Source organism: Halonotius sp. GCM10025705 (assembly GCF_042662885.1).
In the GTDB taxonomy this organism is placed as follows: domain Archaea; phylum Halobacteriota; class Halobacteria; order Halobacteriales; family Haloferacaceae; genus Halonotius; species Halonotius aquaticus.
In genome coordinates this window covers 1,728,926-1,744,612 of the sequence record NZ_JBHSZD010000001.1, presented here as the reverse complement: position 1 = coordinate 1,744,612, position 15,687 = coordinate 1,728,926, and the positions used below count along the sequence as shown (strand labels likewise).

Genomic DNA, 15,687 nt, shown 5'->3' with positions numbered 1-15,687 from the left:
CCGCCAAACGCTGTTGTCTCCTCAGTTTTCAGCAAAGACCAGCCACCGCTTTGCGAGCAGCGCGGTGGCACTGATCACAGCGACGGCGACAACCACGAGCCCGGCTGGAAGCTTCCCGCCCGGGAGGATACTGAATTCACCACCGTCGCCGCCAGCCTGCCAGTCGCCGGTGAAAACATCCCGGTAGTAGTCGGCGACGGCGACGTCGGTGACGGCGATCGCCACCTCGCGGTTGTTTTCGGCGGAGTTGTCGTTCCAGTTGAGACTCCCGATGACGGCGGTATCGTCGGCGACGATCCCCTTGGCGTGGATTTTCCCAAATCGGTCGTTCTCGTCGGCGACCCGAACGCTGAGCGGGACGGTGTCGTCGGCCACCCGATCGCGCAGCGTCTCCGCCAGTGCCGTGTTTTCCTCCTCGGCGTACCAGGTTCCGCTCAGCAGGATCCGCACCTCGACGCCGCGATCGGCCGCGCGGAGCGCCGCCCGAAGCAGCCGGTAGTCGCGGTCGCCGATCGACGGCTGAATAATGAGTAGTTCCTCCTCAGTGTTGTTGATGCGTTCGACCAGTGCCGATTCGGCGTTGTCGGGGGCAGCCAAGACGGTTAGTTTCTCAGCCGCCGTCGACATCGGCGGGTGGCGTTGTGGATACGAGCCGGTCGCCGCCTCAGCTTCGACGGTCTCGATTTCTCCTCGGACAGTCTCCCACTTCGGGGTATCCTTCCACGTTGTATCGTGTTCGAAAATCGCGGCCAGTTCGTTGGCGACCCCCGCCGAGTCGGCGATCAATCCCCAGCCGCGGCTGTCGGCTCCGCCGGTGCCTGACGGTTTCCAGTTTTCCGTGAGAACAACGGCGGTGTCGTCGGCGACGGCGTACTTGGCGTGATGATACCGAAATCGTGCCGCATCGCCGGTCATCACGCGCACGTCGACACCGGCGGCGGTGAGTTCATCGAGGACGGTCGCTTGCTGTTCCGTCATGCCACCGACCGGGCCACCTTCGACGAGGACAGCCACGTCGACCCCGCGGTCGCGGGCGGCGATCAACTCGTCGACGACCCGTTGATCGGTCAGCGTGTAGGCCGCGAGATAGAGTCGGTCGTCGGCGTCGTCGATCGCCTCGATCGGCGCGGCTGGATTATCGGGGAGGACGAACGCCTCGACTGACGCGTCGGTGACGGTGGTGGGTGCTCGCGGCTCGAAGCCCGCGGGCTGCCAGCGTGGCTCGCGGCCGGCCCGCCACTGCTGGCTTCCCGGGGCGTCCGCGTAGCTGACGGTGTCGACGACGCTGTCGCCGCGGCGAAGGGTCAGTGTCTCACCGCTGACAGCGAGTTGGAAGCTATCGCCGGCGTCGACCGGGATTGCGTTCGTGTGGGTGGCGGTTTTGTCGGGGTGTCTCGTCGCGGCGAACCGCCCAGTCCGGTCGTCCGGCAGGTCGACGACCCCCTCGCCGTCGGTGAGCGTCCAGTTGCCCGGTTCGGTGATCGTGACAGTTGCATACTCACCGCGGTTTTCATCGGTCGTCGGGTTGGGATAGAGTTCGACAATCTCCCCTGTCGTTGCGGTGTCTGTTGTTGCGCTTGCCATCCCCACAGATGGCGCGGCGATGAGGAGGCAGCCACAGACGAGGAGCCAGCCAAGCGCCCGGAGCCAGCGGTGCCAGGCCACGCGGGGTCTGCTGCGGCTTCGGATAAAAACATCCGGTCGGAGCCGGTTACACCACAGGTAAGAACCCTTATTTTCGCCCGCCGGAATCTCCCGCGTATGACAACGCTCCCCGGCCCGACGCTCGGCGTCGTCGGCGGCGGTCAACTCGGTCGTATGCTCGCCGAAGCCGCCGCGCCGCTCGGCGTCGAGGTGATCGTCCTCGATCCGACGCCCGAGTGTCCGGCCTCGCTTGTCGCCCGCGAGCAGATCGTCGGCGACTTCGACGACCCCGACGCAGTACGGGAACTCGCTGACGCCAGCGACGTGCTTACCTTCGAGATCGAACTCGCCGATCCCGATCTGCTCGACGAAGTCGCTGCCGAATACGACATCCCGATCAATCCTGATCCTGACACCCTCCGGACGATTCAGGACAAACTCGTCCAGAAGGAAGCCCTCGCCGACGCCGGGATTCCGGTGCCGGATTTCATCGGTATCGGCGGCGAGAAAGACCTCCGGCTCGCGGTCGAAGAACTCGACGGCGTGATGCTGAAAGCCCGCGAGGGCGGCTATGACGGCCGTGGCAACACACCCGTTCAGGAGCCTGACGAGGCGGCTGCTGCCCTTGATGAACTCGGTGTCGACACGATGGCCGAGGCGTTCGTCCCCTTCGAGCGCGAACTTTCGGTCATCGGCGTCAAGGGAGCCGACGGCGTCGCCACCTATCCTGTTACCGAGACGATCCACGAGGAGGAGATCCTCCGGGCCAGCGTTTCACCGGCCCGCACTGACGATCAGACACGTGATCGCGCACGTGACGTCGCTCGCGACGTCCTGGAGTTCCTCGACGGCTACGGCGTCTACGGGATCGAACTCTTCGAAACCGAGGACGGCGAAATTTTGGTCAACGAGATCGCCCCGCGACCTCACAACTCCGGCCATTGGACGATCGAAGGTGCGCGCACCTCCCAGTTCGAAACCCACGTTCGCGCCGTCCTCGGCTGGCCACTCGGATCGACCGATATCCGTGAGCCAACTGCCTCGGTGAACCTCCTCGGCGATGTTGCGGAACCCGAGGCAGCGACGCTCCACAACGTCGACAGCGTGCTTGAATCGCCGAATGCACACCTCCACTGGTACGGGAAAAAACAGGCTCGCCCGCTCCGAAAGATGGGCCATATCACGGTCACCGCCCCGGACGCTGGCGACGCGGACGACGACGCACTCCTTGATCGCGCGGAATCGCTCCGCGACGGCGTCACCTTTGTTGACGAGTAGCGCAACCACAACGCACTTGCCGCCGCTGGGAGCATCCAAACCAATGACAACCGCACCCGAAGTCCAAGAGCTGATGGATCGACTCGAAGCCGAAGCCGCCCAGCAGCGCGATCCGGAAACGACCCCGGATGTTGGCATCATCATGGGTTCGGACTCCGATCTCGACGTGATGGCCGGCGCCTACGAAGCCCTCGAAGAACTCGGGTTTGCCGAGCAGACTGATTTTGAGAACCCACCTGCGAGCCGCTTCACCTTCGAGAGCTACGTCGTCTCCGCGCACCGAACGCCGGAACTGATGACCGTCTATGGTGAAACCGCTGCCGACCGCGGGCTCGACGTCATCATCGCCGGTGCGGGCGGGAAATCCGCCGATCTGCCGAATATGACCGCCTCGATCGCCTACCCGATTCCGGTGATCGGCGTCCCCGTCCAGGAGAAGTCCGTCGACAGTGTCATCGGGATGCCGACCGGCGCGCCGCTGACGGCTGTCGATGCCGGCAAGTCGTTCAACGCTGGGCTCTCTGCGGGTCAGATCATCGCCCGTGAACACGATGCGATCGAGCAGGCGTTGATCGAGTACCACGACTCGCTGCAGGGCGGCGTCGGCGATGTCTCGAAAGCCCTCCACGACCTCGGCATCGACGGCTTCCGTGATCACGACGAGTAGTGTCCCGATCGCTGGTTGCTGCGTCGCCCCACGAATGCCCACCTGCCGGTAGAAAATCAATGCTTATGAGGGCCGGGCGCAAACGCTCGTGTGTTACGGAGTATATCGAATGTCATGGCTAGCTATCGGGGCACTGGCGTTGGTCGGCATTGCGATCCCGCTTGCGATGATCGTGGTGTCGGCGTTGTTGCGTCCAGCCGTCCCAGAAAGTGGTAAGAAAACGACCTACGAGAGCGGTGAGATCCCGACCGGCTCGGGGCGCGTCCAGCTCAACATCCAGTACTACATGGTCGCGCTGCTGTTCGTCGTCTTCGATATCGAGACGGTGATGGTCTTCCCGTGGGCGGTCATGTACCGCTCCGCGTTGGAGGCGGGTGTCCCCCTATCACAGGCGCTGCTCCCGCTTTTGGCCTTCATCGGGATTCTCGTCGTTGGTCTCGTCTGGGCGTGGCGCGTCGGTGCGGTACAGTGGACGCGGAGTATTCGCGCGGCCACGCAGAAAACGGAGCGACAGAACACATGAGCAGCGACAATCAACAACCGTTCGTTACCGACAGTTCGAAGGTAGGCACAGAGACCCGCGAGGCACGGCTCTCGGGACAAGACAACCGGTTTAATTCCCGACTGCGGGAGGCGTTTGGCTCCTCGCCATTTATCCTCACCAAGTTCGATAAGTTCATGAACTGGGTGCGGGGCTCCTCGATGTTCATGCTCCAGTTCGGGATTGCCTGCTGTAGCATCGAGATGATGCACACCTACGCGGTCAAACACGACCTCGACCGTTTTGGTGCTGGTGTCCCCCGCGCGTCGCCCCGGCAGGCCGACGTGATCATCATCCCCGGGACAATCGTCTCCAAATTCGCCCCGCGGATGAAACGCGTCTACGACCAGATGCCCGAGCCGAAGTTCGTTATCGGCATGGGCTCCTGTACGATCTCCGGCGGCCCCTTCCAGGAGGGGTACAACGTGGTCAAAGGGGCTGAAGAAGTCATCCCGGTTGACATCCACGTCCCGGGCTGTCCGCCGCGGCCGGAGGCGCTCATCTACGGCGTCGCCAAACTCCAAGAGCGGATCGCCAACGGCGAGTCCTCGCCGGTGACGGTCAAACCCTACGAGCTTGAGGAGTTCGGCGACCTCGAACGCGATGAGATCGTCGACCAGCTCGCACAAGAGATCGATGTCGAGGATCTAGTCATGCGGTACAACTGGGCTGATTCACCATGAGCGTGGAACTCCCTGCCGACGCCGACGCGGTACAGACCCCCGAGGAAATCGCTGATCTCCTCGGCGACCTCGTCATCGGCCGTGAGGAACACCTGAACGCGCCGGGCTTCGTGATCAAACCCGACACAGTCGTTGACGCTCTGCGTCGCCTCCGCGATCAGGCCGGCTTCGATCACCTCTCCTGTGTTACCGCCGAGGAATACGAGGATCGCTACGAGTCGATCTACCATCTGACGAGCTACGACGACCGCACCCAAGAGGTCAGCATCGTCGTCCCCGCCGACAAGGAAAACCCGGTCAGTCAATCGGCCAACGAGGTCTTCCGGACGGCTGACTGGCACGAGCGGGAGGCCTACGACCTCATCGGCATCGAGTACGACGACCACCCCGATCTCCGCCGGATTCTCCTCCCCGAAACGTGGCAGGGCCATCCGCTGGGGCAATCCTACGATCAAGATCAGCCGCAGGTCGTCCCGCTACGGGAACACCAGAACCCGCTGTTGGAGGATCAGAAAGCCGACAACGACAGCGAGACGATGTACCTCAACATCGGCCCGCATCACCCGGCGACCCACGGCGTCCTCCACATCAAGACCGTCCTCGACGGCGAGCAGGTCGTCGATCTCGAACCCGACATCGGCTATTTGCACCGCTGTGAGGAACAGATGTGTCAGAACAGCACCTACCGCTACCAGATCATGCCGTACCCCGACCGCTGGGACTACATCTCGGCGGGGCTGCTCAACGAGTGGGCCTACGCGCGGACGGCCGAGGAACTCGCCGACATCGAGGTGCCCGAATACGCCCAGATCATCCGAACGATGGGTGCGGAACTCTGCCGGATGGCAGCGCACTTCCTCGCGCTGGGCACGTTCGCGCTGGACATCTACGGCGACTTCACCGCGCTGTTCATGTACTCGATCCGGGATCGCGAGAAGGTACAGAACATCCTCGAGGAGCTGACCGGCCAGCGGCTCATGTTCAACTACTTCCGGCTCGGCGGCGTCGTCTGGGATCTGCCGGAGCCCCGCGAGGAGTTCTTCGAGATGACCCGGGACTTCCTCGACGATCTGCCGACCGCCCTGGAGGAGTACCACGACATGATGACCTCCAATGAGATCCTCCAGGTGCGGACGGTCGACACCGGCGTGTTGCCGCCGGAAGTCGCCAAAAGCTACGGTGCGACCGGTCCGGTCGCCCGCGGCTCGGGGATCGATTACGATGTGCGGCGTGACGACCCCTACGGCTACTACGAAAACCTCGATTGGGATGTCGTCACCGAGGACGGCTGTGACAACTTCAGCCGCCTGCTCGTCCGGATGCGCGAGGTCGAAGAATCGGCCAAGATCGTCGAGCAGTGTATCGACCTGCTTGAAGATTGGCCGGAAGACGAGCGCAACATCCAGTCGAACGTCCCGCGGACGATCAAACCCGACGACGACACGGAGATCTACAAATCCGTCGAGGGCGCGAAAGGCGAACTCGGGATCTACATCCGATCTGACGGCACCGAGAAGCCCGGTCGATTTAAGATCCGGAGTCCGTGTTTCTCGAATCTCCAGACGCTGCCGGAGATGTCCAACGGTGAGTACGTCCCGGATGCGATCGCATCGCTCGGCAGTCTTGACATCGTTCTTGGTGAGGTGGATCGCTGATGGCTGGCGTTCTCCAAGGCGAGGTCTTGCTGCCGGAACAGATCGCCGATCTGCTCGGCCTTGAGGGCGCCCTCGGCGCGGCTGTCGGCGCGCTCATCGGCGCGTTCGTCGTCGGCAACGTCATGTTGGCGTTCACCGGTGTCGCCGGCCCGTGGGCCAAACGGAAGATCACGGCCGCCTTCACCGACCGGATCGCCGTCAACCGGATCGGTCCTTCGGGCTGTTCATCATCATCGCCGACTCGGTGCGGCTGCTCTCGAAGGAGTTGATCATCCCGGATGGTGCCGATCGCCCCTCCTATGATCTCGCGCCGCTGATCCTGCCGGCGTCGGCGATGCTTGGGTTCGCCGTGATTCCGATGGGGAGTCTCGGCCCGTTTAACATCCAGCTTGCCGATCCTGAGGCGGGCCTCGCGCTCGTCTTCGCCTTTGCGTCGATCGCGTCGATCTCGCTGATAATGGGCGGCTACGCCTCGAACAACAAGTACTCGCTGATGGGCGGGCTGCGGGCGGTCGCCCAAAACATCGCCTACGAGATCCCGCTGATCGTGACGGCGATGTCGGTCGTCGTCTTCACCGGCTCGCTGCAGCTGAGCACGATCGTCGCCGAACAGAGCACGACGCTGGTCTCGATCGCCGGTGTGTCGATCCCGGCGTGGTTCGCTTTCGTCAACCCCTTCGCCTTCGTGTTGTTCCTCGTGGCGAACATGGCGGAGATCGGCCGCAACCCCTTCGACATCCCAGAGGCGCCAACCGAGATCGTTGCTGGCTACCAGACCGAGTATTCGTCGGTGTACTTCGTCCTGTTTTACCTCGGGGAATTCCTCCACGTCTTCCTCGGCGGGGCGATCATGGCGACGATCTTCCTCGGTGGCCCGGCCGGCCCGGTGCTGCCAGGGTTCGTCTGGTTTGTCATCAAGATCTGGGCGTTCTTCCTGTTCACCCAGTGGGCCCGCTCGGCGTTGCCCCGCGTTCGTATCGACCAGTTGATCGAGATCGGTTGGAAGGGGATGCTCGTGCTCTCCTTCGCTAACCTGGTGCTCACGGCCATTATCGTGGGAGTGATAGCATGATCGGACTCCTCAAAGGGATGGCGACGACGATGAAACACGCATTGGACGGGAAGACCTTCACGGTCGAATACCCCGAAACAGCACCTGAGGTCAGCCCGCGGTTCCGCGGCGTCCACAAGTTCAGCCAAGAACGCTGTATCTGGTGTCGACAGTGTGAAAACGTCTGTCCGAACGACACGATCCAGATCGTGATGGACGACCAGCGCAACGGCGAGCAGTACAACCTCCACATCGGGCAGTGTATCTACTGCCGGCTCTGTGAGGAGGTTTGTCCCGTCGACGCCATTCTGCTCACCCAGAACTTCGAGTTTACGGCGGATACGAAAGACGAGTTCGCCTACAACAAAGAACAGCTCAAAAACGTGCCGTGGTACAAGGGGATCGACCCGCTGAACTCACGGAACCCCGATCGGGACGCCTGGATCGGCGAGGGCGACGGCGAAGTCGACTACCAGTAGTCGCCCCACCCGTTCCACGCTGACCGCGCTGTCCACACTAACCGCGTTGTGTTGCCTCCGCAGAGCCGCGAGGCTGTCTGTACAAGCGGCTGTTTTACGGATCAGTCTCGAAATCTTCAAAGGGATTCCATCGGGACATACAGGTAATGGTTTATGAGACCATCGCGTTCGCGCTGTTCGCCCTCCTGACGGTGGGCTTCAGCTTGGGTGTCGTCCTCGTCGACGACGTGTTTCACGCGTCGCTGTTGCTGGGCGGCTCCTTGCTGAGCGTCGCGGTGCATTACGTCCTGCTGCAAGCGGAGTTCCTTGCGGCGATGCAGATCCTCGTCTACGTCGGCGGGGTTCTCATCCTGATCACGTTTGCCGTGATGCTGACGCGACGCGAGACCGACCTGGAGGTGACCAACGTATGACCGATACTGACGGCTCGGATCGCGCAGCCGCCGCGTTGGCCGTAACCGCGTTGTTTGCCGTCATCGCAACGATGGCGCTCGGGGCTGCCGGCAGCTTCCCTGAGCCAACCGGCTTCCCGGCCGACGCATCGATCGTCCACAACATCGGCTACGCGCTGTTTGATATCGGGATCGGTGAGATCCCTGCGGAAGGCTTTCTCGCCGCGTTCCTGATCATCGCGCTGGCACTCGATGTCGCCCTCGATGCCGCGATCTACCTCGCCAAACGCGAGGATGAGGGCTCGATCGTCTCGGCGCTGACCGACGGCGGCCGCGATATCGTCGCCGGCGACGTGGCCGAGCGTGAGCCTGCTGATGAGGGAGGTGACCGATAGATGGTGCCGCCCACATACTATCTGGTGTTGTCGGCGGCGATCTTCTGTATCGGCCTGTTCGGCATCCTCACCCGGCGGAACGCGCTGTACTTCCTGATGTCCGCCGAGCTCATGTTGAACGCGGCGGTCATCAACCTCGTCGCGTTTTCCTTCCAGTGGGGCAACCTCACCGGCCAGACGTTCGCGCTGTTCGTGATCGCGCTGGCCGCCGCCGAGGTCGCCGTTGGGATCGGGATCGTCCTCGTACTGTACCGCAACTTCGGTGAGATCGACGTGCTGAACGCCGACTCGATGAGGTGGTAACCAATGGTATCAGCATCCGCATACGTTCCGGCAATCGTCCTGTTGCCGTTCGTCTCGTTTATCGTCGCACTGTTCGGCCGTGACAACCTCCCGAAACGGGGGCCTACGGTGGCATCGCCGCGACCGCAGGGTCGCTGGCACTGTCGCTGTGGGTGCTTGTCTCCGTGCGCAACGGCGCGGCCTTCCAGGAAACCTACTACACATGGGCGACCGGTGTCGGCGCTCAAGACTGGACGCTGACCTTCGGCGCGCTGATCGATCCGCTGTCGGCGCTCATGCTTGTCATCGTCTCCTTGGTCGCCATGCTCGTCCACATCTTCAGTCTTGGCTATATGAACGACGAGGACGAGCGTGACCTGCCGCGGTACTACGCCGGCCTCGGCCTCTTCACCGCCAGCATGCTGGGGTTCGTCATCGCCGACAACCTGCTCATGGCGTTCATGTTCTTCGAGCTGGTGGGACTGTGTTCGTACCTCCTGATCGGCTTCCACTTCCGGGAGCCCGGCCCGCCGTCGGCGGCGAAGAAAGCGTTCCTCGTCACCCGGTTTGGTGACTACTTCTTCCTCGTCGGTGTCGTCGCCGTCTTCACGACATTTGGAACCGCCGCGTTCGCCGGGGCGGAATCGTTCCCTGCCCTCGCTGAGGCCGCGCTCAACGGCGAGGCGACGGTGTGGACACCCGGCGGCCTTGAGGTGTCGACGTGGTTCACGATCGTTGGCCTCCTGATTCTTGGCGGCGTCATCGGGAAATCCGCGCAGTTCCCGCTGCATACGTGGCTGCCGGACGCGATGGAAGGCCCGACGCCGGTTTCGGCACTTATTCACGCCGCAACGATGGTCGCTGCCGGTGTCTATCTCGTCGCGCGGATGTACGGCTTCTACGTGCTGTCGCCGACGACGATGGCGATTATCGCCTTCGTTGGTGGTTTCACCGCGCTGTTTGCGGCGACGATGGGCGTCGTCAAACGCGAGCTCAAACAGGTGTTGGCGTACTCGACGATCTCACAGTACGGCTACATGATGCTCGCACTCGGCTCGGGTGGCTACGTTGCGGCAGTCTTCCATCTGACGACCCACGCGTTCTTCAAGGCACTCCTGTTCCTCGGTGCTGGCTCGGTCATCATCGCCATGCACCACAACGAGGATATGTGGGATATGGGCGGCCTCAAGGACAAGATGCCCGTCACCTACTGGACGTTCCTTGCGGGCTCGCTTGCACTCGCGGGCATCTTCCCGTTTGCCGGCTTCTGGTCGAAAGACGAGATCCTGTATGAGGCGCTGATCCACGGCCTTGATGAGCCGCTGATCCTCGGGGCCTACGCGATGGGTCTGCTCGCGGTGCCCGTCACGGCGTTCTACACCTTCCGGATGGTGTTCCTCACCTTCCACGGCGAGCCACGGAGCAGCCTCGCCCGCGACCCACACCCGGTTCGGTGGAACGTCAAAGGGCCGCTGTCCGTCCTCGGCGTGCTGGCCGTCGTCACCGGCGGCATCAATATGGTGCCGGTACAGAAAGTCCTCGGCATCGAGGGCATCGACTACCTGCACCTTTGGCTCGACAACCACTGGGGCGGCATCGAGGGACTCTCCTCGCACCACTACGCCGAGCTCAACCCCTACAGTAGCCAGTACCTCTTCGGCGGCGAGGTGCCGACCGTGCTTGCCGGTGCGGCTGTCTCGCTTGGGCTCGCCCTCGGTGGCCTCGCGCTTGCGTGGGCGCTGTACAACGTGGCTGATCCCGCCGAGCACACCGACAAACTCGGCGGGCTCAAAGCCTTGTTGTACAACAACTACTACCAGGATGAGTTCCAGGTCTGGGTCGCCGACAACACCCGCGCGGTCGCCGGGAGTGCCGACACCTTCGATCAGGGTGTCATCGACGGCGTCGTCAACGGTGTCTCCTCGGTGAGCCTGCTGAGCAGCGAGCGGATCAGACGGATTCAAAGCGGCGTCGTCAGCAACTACGCCCTGCTGTTGACCTTGGGGCTGACGACACTGCTTGTTGTCTTCGGCCTCATCGGAGGGTGGTTCTAATGATACTCGAAGCACTACTGGCGGTCACGTTCGCAGCGGCCCTGCTCGTCTTTGCGGCCCCCGACGAGTACGCACCCAAACTCGCCTTCGGCCTCAGCCTGCTGCCGATCGCCGGCAGCCTCTATCTGTGGTCGGCCTTCGAGGCCGGCGGCAACGCCCTCACCGGCGGTGAGATCGCCTTCAACACCGTTGTCCCGTGGCTGGAGGTCGCCGGCTACCAACTGCAGTGGTACGTCGGCCTCGACGGCATCAGCCTGCCGCTGGTCATCCTCACGACGTTCCTCACAACGCTGGCGATCGTCAGCGCGTGGACACCGATCGACGAGCGACAGAGCCAGTTCTACGGGCTGATGCTGCTGATGGAGGCGAACCTGATCGGCGTTTTCACCGCCCTGGATTTCTTCCTTTGGTTCGTCTTCTGGGAGGCGGTTCTCGTCCCGATGTACTTCCTGATCGGGATTTGGGGCGGCCCACGTCGGAAGTACGCCGCGATCAAGTTCTTCGTCTACACCAACATCGCCTCGCTGGTGATGTTCATCGGCTTCATGATGTTGGTGATCGGGCTGCCGGTCAACAGCTTCGGGCTGCCGGAGATCACCCAGTCGCTGGCTGCGGGCGAACTTGGGAACTTCTTCTGGCTGCCCGCCGAGACCCTCGCCTTGGTCGCCTTCGCGGCCATGTTCATCGGCTTCGCGGTGAAGGTGCCGGTCGTCCCGGTGCATACGTGGCTGCCGGACGCCCACGTTGAGGCCCCGACACCGGTGTCAGTGATGTTGGCAGGCGTCCTGCTGAAGATGGGTACCTACGCCCTGCTGCGGTTCAACTACACGATGTTGCCCGCACAGGCGGAGTACTTCGCGGTGCCGATCGCCATCATCGCCGTCGTCTCCGTGATCTACGGCGCAATGTTAGCCCTCGCCCAGGAGGATCTCAAACGGATCGTTGCCTACTCCTCCGTGTCGTCGATGGGGTATGTGCTCCTCGGGCTCGTCGCGTTCACCGAGTTTGGCCTCGGCGGCGCGACGTTCCAGATGATCGCCCACGGCCTGATCTCGGGGCTGATGTTCATGGCTGTCGGCGTCATCTACAACGCGACCCACACCCGGCTGGTCGGCGACATGTCCGGGCTGGCTGATCGGATGCCGATCGCCGTCTGGATCCTCGTCGCCGGCGCGTTCGCCTACATGGGCCTGCCGCTGATGGCCGGCTTCGCCGGGGAGTTCTTCATCTTCGTTGGCTCCTTCGGCTCGACGGTGTTGCCGTACGCGCCGGTCTTTACCGCCGTGGCGATGTTCGGCATCGTCATCGTTGCGGGCTACCTCCTGCGTGCGATGCAGGGGACGCTGTTCGGCCCGTTCAACCTCGAAACCGACTATGACCTCGATCGCGCGCCGATCCACGATGTCGCCCCGCTGGTCGCACTGCTGGCGGCGATCATCGTGCTTGGCGTCGTCCCCTCGTTGTTCTTCGATATGATTCGTGATGCAACCGTTCCGCTGCTTGAGCTACTGGGAGGTGGGGCGCCATGAGCCTCCTTCTCCAAGGTACCGCGACCGACTGGGTGTTCAGCGTGCGCGCGCTGTTGCCGGTCGTCCTGTTGGCACTGACCGGCCTCGTCGTCTTCGGCATCAACAGTCTCCGGCCCGACGGCCGTGACAACACGCTGCTGGCGCTGACCTCGATCGCCGGCACGCTGTCGGCGCTGGCGGTCGCTGTCTGGTATCTGATCGCTGGCACCGGCCAGCCGACCCACGGCGGCGCGATCAGCCTCTTCAGCGGGGCGATCATCGTCGATGGCCTCGGGCTGTTCTTCACGGCCATCTTCACCAGCGTCGCCACGCTTGTCATCGCCGCCAGCTACGACTACTTTGAGACTGACGCCAACCCGGCGTCGTTCTACTCGCTGTTGCTGTTGGCGACGACGGCGATGGGGCTGATGGCGGTTTCGAACTCGCTGGCGACTGTCTTCGTCAGCCTTGAGATGGCGTCGCTGCCATCCTACGCGCTTGTCGCGTATCTCAAAGACAATCGCAGCAGCGTCGAGGCCGGCCTGAAATACTTCCTCATCGGCGCGGTCTCCTCGGCCGTCCTGCCTTCGGGATCAGTCTCGTGTACGCGGCGACAGGCTCGCTGCTGCTGCCCGATATCGCCGCCCAGATCGGCTCGGTCGGCGATCTCAACGGCGTGCTCGGGGTCGGGATCGTGATGGTCGCCGGCGGCGTCGCCTTCAAGACGGCGTCGGTGCCGTTCCACTTCTGGGCCCCGGAGGCCTACGAGGGCGCGCCTGCGCCGGTTTCGGCGTTCCTCTCGTCGGCCTCGAAGGCCGCCGGCTTCGCGGTCGGCTTCCGTGTCTTTGTGACCGGCTTCCAGCCCGCCCTCGATATCGGCATCGACTGGGGGCTGCTGTTCGGCCTGCTCGCGGTCGTGACGATGGTGCTCGGTAACTTCGCGGCGGCGACCCAAACCGAGGTCAAACGCATGCTGGCGTACTCCTCGATCGGACACGCGGGCTACGCGCTGATCGGCCTGGCGGCGATCACCGCCGGCGCGAGTGCCACCAACGCGACGGTCATGGGTGCGGCGATGGCCCACCTCTTCGTCTACGGCTTCATGAACACCGGCGCGTTCCTGTTCATTGCCATGGTCGAACGCTGGGGCGTTGGCCGCACCTTCGAGGATTACGCCGGCCTCGCCGAGCGCGCGCCGATGGCGAGTCTGGCGATGGCAGTGTTCATGTTCAGCCTGGCTGGCCTCCCGCTGTTCGGCGGTTTCCTCTCGAAGTACGTCCTGTTCCTCGGGGCGATCAACGCCGGCTTCTGGTGGCTGGCGGCCGTCGGTGCGGTCACCAGCGCGCTGTCGCTGTTCTACTACAGCCGGGTCGTCAAGGCCCTGTGGCTTGAGAGCCCGACGACCGATCTCGACGCCGTCGGCGACGTGCCGACCGGTCTCTACGCCGCGGTCATCGTCGCCGGCGTCGTTACTGTCCTACTGCTGCCAGGCTTCGGGCCGGTCATCGAGACCGCCGAGGCCGCCGCGGCCGCGCTGTTCGCCTGAGCACCCGCCTGTCGTCGACACGGCAGGGTTTTCCCGAACTCTCACCAACCTACGTCTATGATGCGTCGGCTCGTCCTCGGTGACCGCGCCGTCGGCAACGCCGTCGCGACCAGCGTCGCCGACGAGCCCGGGACGCTGTATGTCGTCACCGACGACCGCGGCTGGTCGACCACGCTCCGAGAGGCCGGGATTCGGGCGACCGAGGGTGATCCGACCGATCCGACACAGTACCCCGACGATGCCGACGTGGTCGTTGTCGCTGCTACCGACGACGCTCGCGGCTGTGCGATCGCCGAGCGCGCACGGGTGGCCTTTCCCGACGCGACGCTGATCGCGGTCTGTACCGATACGATCGACGAGACCCAACGCGCAGCCTTCCACCGCGTTGCCGACGACCTCGTCGAGCCAGCTCGACGTGGTAGCCACTGAACTCCAGTCGATCGCCGGCGACGACCGCGGCGACCGGATGGCACGGCTGTTGGCGGCGATCCGGCCGCTGTCGGAGCCGTTGGCGGTTGTCGCCCACGACAACCCTGATCCTGACGCCATCGCCAGCGCGATCGCCCTCACCGAGATCGCCGACCATGTCGGCGTCGACAGCGAGGCCTACTACTTCGGGGAGATCACCCACCAAGAGAACCGTGCGCTGGTGAACCTGCTGTCGCTGTCGTTGACGGCGACGACTCCGGAGTCATTCGCGGTCGATGACTTTGGGGCGATCGCGCTGGTCGACCATGCTCGTCCCGGCGTCAACGACGGGCTGCCGCCGGAGACGATCGTTCGCCTCGTTGTCGACCACCATCCCCAACGCGAACCGATCGACGAGCGCGGCGGCTATCTGGATATCCGCCCGGCACTGGGGTCGACGAGTACGATCATGGTCGAGTATTTCCAACAGCTTGGCCTGACGCCCGACGAATCGCTGGCGACCGCGCTGCTGTATGGGATTCAGACCGACACCGACGGCTTCACCCGCGGGGTCGCCCCGCTGATTTCGAGGCTGCCGCCTTCCTCTCGGCGTACGCCGATGAGCGCGCGCTCACAAAGATCGAGTCGCCGACGATGAGTCACAGCGTCGCCGACACGCTGGCGGCCGCCATCGACGGCCGGGAGGTCCGTGGCTCCGCGCTGGCAAGCTGTGTCGGCCGGCTTGCCGAGCGGGACGCACTCCCGCAGGCTGCCGACAAGCTGCTGGATATGGATGGCGTCGAGACGGTCATCGTCTTCGGCTACGACGAGGAGACTATCTACGTCTCCGGTCGCACCCGCGGCTCGGCGGTCGATCTTGGCGAAACGTTGCGTGAGGCCTTCGATCAGGTCGGCAGCGCGGGCGGCCACGCGACGATGGCCGGCGCGCAGGTACCGATGGGCGTCCTCGATGCTGTCGAAGACTGGGAGACGCTGTCGGTTGTCGTCCACGACACGATCGCCGGCCGATTCTTCGAAGCCCTCGATACCGCACCTGAACCAGGCAAGTACGGCCATCCGCTGGTGCGGTTCCCACCGGAGTAA

General features: G+C 63.7%; 11 protein-coding genes and 4 pseudogenes. 14 read left to right on the top strand and 1 reads right to left on the bottom strand.

Translation table 11 applies throughout. The features are described from left to right. Positions 1 to 21: 21 nt before the first annotated feature. Positions 22 to 1,665 carry a phospholipase D-like domain-containing protein gene (locus ACFQJB_RS09735; RefSeq protein ID WP_379726697.1) on the bottom strand — a complete coding sequence of 548 codons (1,644 nt, stop codon included), beginning with the start codon at positions 1,663 to 1,665 and terminating at the stop codon, positions 22 to 24. On the opposite strand from ACFQJB_RS09735, the gene purK reads away from it, so the two are divergent. From purK to ACFQJB_RS09665, 14 genes and pseudogenes are all read left to right on the top strand, one after another. Next, positions 1,654 to 2,922: a 5-(carboxyamino)imidazole ribonucleotide synthase gene (gene purK, locus ACFQJB_RS09730; RefSeq protein ID WP_379726694.1), complete on the top strand. Its 1,269-nt coding sequence runs from the start codon at positions 1,654 to 1,656 to the stop codon at positions 2,920 to 2,922. The genes ACFQJB_RS09735 and purK overlap by 12 nt on opposite strands. Positions 2,923 to 2,965: 43 nt before the next feature. After that, positions 2,966 to 3,589, top strand: a complete 624-nt coding sequence (gene purE, locus ACFQJB_RS09725) for a 5-(carboxyamino)imidazole ribonucleotide mutase (protein ID WP_379726691.1) — start codon at positions 2,966 to 2,968, stop codon at positions 3,587 to 3,589. A gap of 109 nt (positions 3,590 to 3,698) precedes the next feature. Further along, the gene (locus ACFQJB_RS09720) at positions 3,699 to 4,112 is read left to right on the top strand and encodes an NADH-quinone oxidoreductase subunit A (protein ID WP_120103404.1); all 414 of its coding nucleotides are present in this window, start codon (positions 3,699 to 3,701) and stop codon (positions 4,110 to 4,112) included. Further along, on the top strand, positions 4,109 to 4,813 hold the full coding sequence (locus ACFQJB_RS09715; RefSeq protein WP_120103403.1) for an NADH-quinone oxidoreductase subunit B: 705 nt from the start codon (positions 4,109 to 4,111) through the stop codon (positions 4,811 to 4,813). Before ACFQJB_RS09720 ends, ACFQJB_RS09715 begins: the two co-directional genes overlap by 4 nt. Then, positions 4,810 to 6,468: an NADH-quinone oxidoreductase subunit D gene (locus ACFQJB_RS09710; protein ID WP_379726688.1), complete on the top strand. Its 1,659-nt coding sequence runs from the start codon at positions 4,810 to 4,812 to the stop codon at positions 6,466 to 6,468. Before ACFQJB_RS09715 ends, ACFQJB_RS09710 begins: the two co-directional genes overlap by 4 nt. After that, positions 6,468 to 7,540 (top strand): annotated as a pseudogene (locus tag ACFQJB_RS09705) (complex I subunit 1/NuoH family protein). Before ACFQJB_RS09710 ends, ACFQJB_RS09705 begins: the two are co-directional and overlap by 1 nt. Then, positions 7,537 to 7,998: a NuoI/complex I 23 kDa subunit family protein gene (locus tag ACFQJB_RS09700; protein WP_120103400.1), complete on the top strand. Its 462-nt coding sequence runs from the start codon at positions 7,537 to 7,539 to the stop codon at positions 7,996 to 7,998. Before ACFQJB_RS09705 ends, ACFQJB_RS09700 begins: the two are co-directional and overlap by 4 nt. 146 nt (positions 7,999 to 8,144) lie before the next feature. Next, positions 8,145 to 8,411, top strand: coding sequence for an NADH-quinone oxidoreductase subunit J (locus tag ACFQJB_RS09695; RefSeq protein ID WP_021041461.1), 267 nt, complete (start codon positions 8,145 to 8,147; stop codon positions 8,409 to 8,411). Further along, positions 8,408 to 8,785, top strand: a complete 378-nt coding sequence (locus tag ACFQJB_RS09690) for a hypothetical protein (protein WP_379726685.1) — start codon at positions 8,408 to 8,410, stop codon at positions 8,783 to 8,785. Before ACFQJB_RS09695 ends, ACFQJB_RS09690 begins: the two co-directional genes overlap by 4 nt. Beyond that, positions 8,786 to 9,088, top strand: coding sequence for an NADH-quinone oxidoreductase subunit NuoK (gene nuoK / locus ACFQJB_RS09685; RefSeq protein ID WP_379726682.1), 303 nt, complete (start codon positions 8,786 to 8,788; stop codon positions 9,086 to 9,088). It abuts the gene before it with no gap. 3 nt (positions 9,089 to 9,091) lie between these two features. Continuing rightward, positions 9,092 to 11,121, top strand: a pseudogene (gene nuoL, locus ACFQJB_RS09680) (NADH-quinone oxidoreductase subunit L). After that, positions 11,121 to 12,650 carry a complex I subunit 4 family protein gene (locus ACFQJB_RS09675; protein ID WP_379726679.1) on the top strand — a complete coding sequence of 510 codons (1,530 nt, stop codon included), beginning with the start codon at positions 11,121 to 11,123 and terminating at the stop codon, positions 12,648 to 12,650. The pseudogene nuoL and the gene ACFQJB_RS09675 overlap by 1 nt, the downstream one beginning before the upstream one ends. Then, a pseudogene (locus ACFQJB_RS09670) lies at positions 12,647 to 14,175 on the top strand (NADH-quinone oxidoreductase subunit N). The gene ACFQJB_RS09675 and the pseudogene ACFQJB_RS09670 overlap by 4 nt, the downstream one beginning before the upstream one ends. Before the next feature lie 57 nt (positions 14,176 to 14,232). Then, positions 14,233 to 15,687: pseudogene (locus ACFQJB_RS09665) on the top strand (DHH family phosphoesterase).